General features: G+C 66.7%; 2 protein-coding genes and 2 pseudogenes. 1 reads left to right on the forward strand and 3 read right to left on the reverse strand.

The genetic code is table 11. The features are described 5' to 3' along the window. A pseudogene (locus J7E68_RS11580) lies at positions 1 to 605 on the forward strand (hypothetical protein); the annotation flags it as partial. Between the two features lie 63 nt (positions 606 to 668). Here the strand turns inward: J7E68_RS11580 and ilvC are convergent. The 3 genes and pseudogenes from ilvC to J7E68_RS11595 all read right to left on the reverse strand — a co-directional run. Then, positions 669 to 1,718 (reverse strand): annotated as a pseudogene (gene ilvC, locus J7E68_RS11585) (ketol-acid reductoisomerase). A gap of 25 nt (positions 1,719 to 1,743) precedes the next feature. Further along, positions 1,744 to 2,253, reverse strand: coding sequence for an acetolactate synthase small subunit (ilvN, locus tag J7E68_RS11590; protein ID WP_215172738.1), 510 nt, complete (start codon positions 2,251 to 2,253; stop codon positions 1,744 to 1,746). Between the two features lie 2 nt (positions 2,254 to 2,255). Next, the coding region (locus tag J7E68_RS11595; protein WP_215172740.1) for a thiamine pyrophosphate-dependent enzyme at positions 2,256 to 3,440 on the reverse strand (1,185 nt) is incomplete at its 5' end.

Consider the following 3,440-nt stretch of genomic DNA (forward strand, 5'->3'; position numbering starts at 1 on the left):
CCGGCTCGATCCTGTGGAAGAGGGCCAACCGACTCGATCCCGCACGCAGATCCGAGACCGTGCGCTTCTTCGTGCAGAACCAGCTCGGGGCGATCATCGCGATCATCGCGTTCCTGCCCCTCGTCATCCTCATCTTCCTCAACAAGGACATGAGCAAAGGTCAGAAGGCGACCGCGGGAATCGTCGGCATCGTGCTGGCGCTCCTCGCCGCAGTGATCGGCGTCGACTTCAACCCGCCGTCGGTCGAGAAGTACACCGCCGACCAGTCGGCCGTCATCCTGATGCTCGGCAAGGACGAAGTGGTCTGGGTAGACGGTGGCGCCGTCTATCACGTGTGCGACGAGGTCTCAGACATCCAGACCGGAAGCGAGAAGCGCACCGGAACGACGGCAGAGGCGGTCGAAGCGGGAAAGAGCCGTCTGACGCTGAAGTTCGCCTCCGAGCTGCGGGCCTGCGGGCTCGCCGTGCCCGAGAACGCCGACGAGATCGAAGACGCGCTGCGCGAGATCCAGGGCGGCGCGGCCGACACCGTGCTTCCGGCCCCCGTGTGGGCCGACGCCACCGACGCCCCGATCGAGGTGGAGGACGCCGCCCCGTCCGAGTGACCCCCTCACAGACGATGAAGGGGCCCGGTGCGATTCGCACCGGGCCCCTTCTTCGTCTGTGAGTCAGCGCGCGGCGCTGCCGTCGACGTAATCCTCGTCCTGCTGCTTCCATGCGAAGAGCGAACGCAGCTCCTTGCCGGTGGCCTCGATCGGGTGCGTCTCCTCCTTGGCGCGCAGCGCCAGGAACCCCTCGGCCCCGTTGTCCTGGTCATCGATGAAGCGCTTCGCGAAGGCGCCGTTCTGGATGTCGGCGAGGATCGCCTTCATCGACTCCTTGACCTCGGGGGTGACCACGCGGGGGCCCGAGACGTAGTCGCCGTACTCTGCCGTGTCGGAGACCGACCAGCGCTGCTTGGCGATGCCGCCCTCCCACATGAGGTCGACGATGAGCTTCAGCTCGTGAAGAACCTCGAAGTACGCGATCTGCGGCTGCTAGCCCGCCGCGGTCAGCGTCTCGAAGCCGGCCTGCACGAGGTGGCTCACGCCACCGCAGAGCACTGCCTGCTCGCCGAACAGATCGGTCTCGGTCTCTTCGGTGAACGTGGTCTTGATGACGCCGGCGCGGGTGCCGCCGATGGCCTTGGCGTACGAGAGGGCGGTGGCCCAGGCGTTGCCGGACGCATCGCGCTCGACGGCGATGATGTCGGGGATGCCGCGACCGGCGACGAACTCGCGACGCACCGTATGACCCGGCGCCTTCGGGGCGACGAGGATCACGTCGACACCCTCAGGAGCGTCGATGTAGCCGAAGCGGATGTTGAAGCCGTGCGCGAAGGCGAGCGTCTTGCCCTCGGCGAGGTTCGGGGCGATGGACTCGCTGTAGATCGTGCGCTGGTGCTGGTCCGGCGCCAGGATCATGATGAGGTCGGCCCACTGCGTCGCGTCCGCGACGGTCTTGACCGCGAATCCGGCCTCCTCCGCCTTCGGTGCCGACTTCGACCCCTCCTTGAGGGCGATGGCGACCTCGACACCCGAGTCGCGAAGGTTCTGCGCGTGCGCGTGACCCTGCGAGCCGTAGCCGACGATCGCGACCTTCTTGCCCTGGATGATCGACAGATCGGCGTCTGCGTCGTAGAAGATCTCGGTGCTCACTGGTTTCTCTCCTTGATTGATGTTCGTGTACGTGTGTGAAGACTGATCAGCCGCGCAGGACGCGCTCGGTGATGCTCTTGCCGCCGCGGCCGATGGCCAGAAGCCCCGACTGCGCGATCTCCTTGATGCCGAACGGCTCGAGCGCGCGGAGCATGGCGTCGACCTTGCCCCGGTCGCCGGTGACCTCGATCACCAGCGCGTCGGACGCGTAGTCGACGACCGATGCGCGGAAGAGGTTGGCGACCTCGATGACGTTCGACCGGGTGGCGTTGTCGGTGCGCACCTTGACGAGCATGTGCTCGCGCTGCACCGAGGTCGGGAAGTCGAGCTCGACGATCTTGATGACGTTGATCAGCTTGTTGAGCTGCTTGGTCACCTGCTCGAGAGGCAGGTCCTCGAGGTCGACGACGACCGTGATGCGCGAGATGCCCGGCACCTCGGTGACGCCCACAGCGAGCGAGTCGATGTTGAACCCGCGGCGGGCGAAGAGCCCTGCCACACGGGTCAGCAGACCGGGCGGGTTCTCCACGAGGAGGCTCAGCACGTGAGTCGACATGGTCAGTCCTCCTCGTCGAATGCGGGCGCGTGCTCGCGGGCGTACTGGACGTAGCTGTTGCTCACGCCCTGGGGGACCATCGGCCACACCATGGAATCGGCGCTGACGACGAAGTCGATCACGACGGGACGATCGTTCGTCTCGAGTGCGAGCTTGATCGCCGCGTCCACCTCCTCCTCCTTCTCGACGCGGATCGCGAGGCAGCCGTAGGCCTCGGCGAGCTTGACGAAGTCGGGGATGCGCACGGTTCCGTGCCCGGTGTTGAGGTCGGTGTTCGAGTGGCGACCGTCATAGAACAGCGTCTGCCACTGACGCACCATGCCCAGAGAGGAGTTGTTGATGATCGCGACCTTGATCGGGATGTTGTTGATCGAGCAGGTCGCGAGCTCCTGGTTGGTCATCTGGAAGCAGCCGTCGCCGTCGATCGCCCAGACGACACGGTCGGGCTCGGCGACCTTCGCCCCCATGGCGGCGGGCACCGAGTACCCCATGGTGCCCGCTCCCCCGGAGTTCAGCCAGGCGTTGGGGCGCTCGTACTTGATGAACTGCGCCGCCCACATCTGGTGCTGCCCGACTCCTGCGGCGTAGATGCCCTCGGGTCCGGTGAGCTCGCCGATGCGCTGGATGACGTACTGCGGTGCGAGCAGGCCGTCGGTCGTCGGCGCGTATCCGAGGGGGAACTCGTTGCGGAGCCCGTCGAGATACGACCACCATTCCTCGGTGTCGGGGGTGGTGGTGCTGGCCGCGATGCGGAAAGCCGACTCGAGGTCGACCATGACATCGCGCACATCGCCGACGATCGGCACATCGGCCGTGCGGATCTTGGAGATCTCCGCCGGGTCGATGTCGACGTGCACGACCTTGGCGTTCGGGGCGAAGAGCGCCGCCTTGCCGGTCACGCGGTCGTCGAAGCGCGCGCCCAGCGACACGATCAGGTCGGCCTCCTGCAGCGCGAGCACCGCCGGCACGGTGCCGTGCATGCCCGGCATCCCCAGGTGCTGCTGGTGGGAGTCCGGGAAGGCGCCTCGCGCCATGAGAGTCGTCACGACCGGGGCGTTGGTGGTCTCGGCGAGACCGAGCAGCTCCTTAGATGCACGGCCGCGGATCACTCCACCGCCGACGTACAGCACCGGCTTCTTCGCCTCTGCGAGGAGGGCCGCTGCCGCCTGGATCTGCTTGCCGTGGGC

Source organism: Microbacterium sp. ISL-103, assembly GCF_018613995.1.
GTDB lineage: Bacteria > Actinomycetota > Actinomycetes > Actinomycetales > Microbacteriaceae > Microbacterium.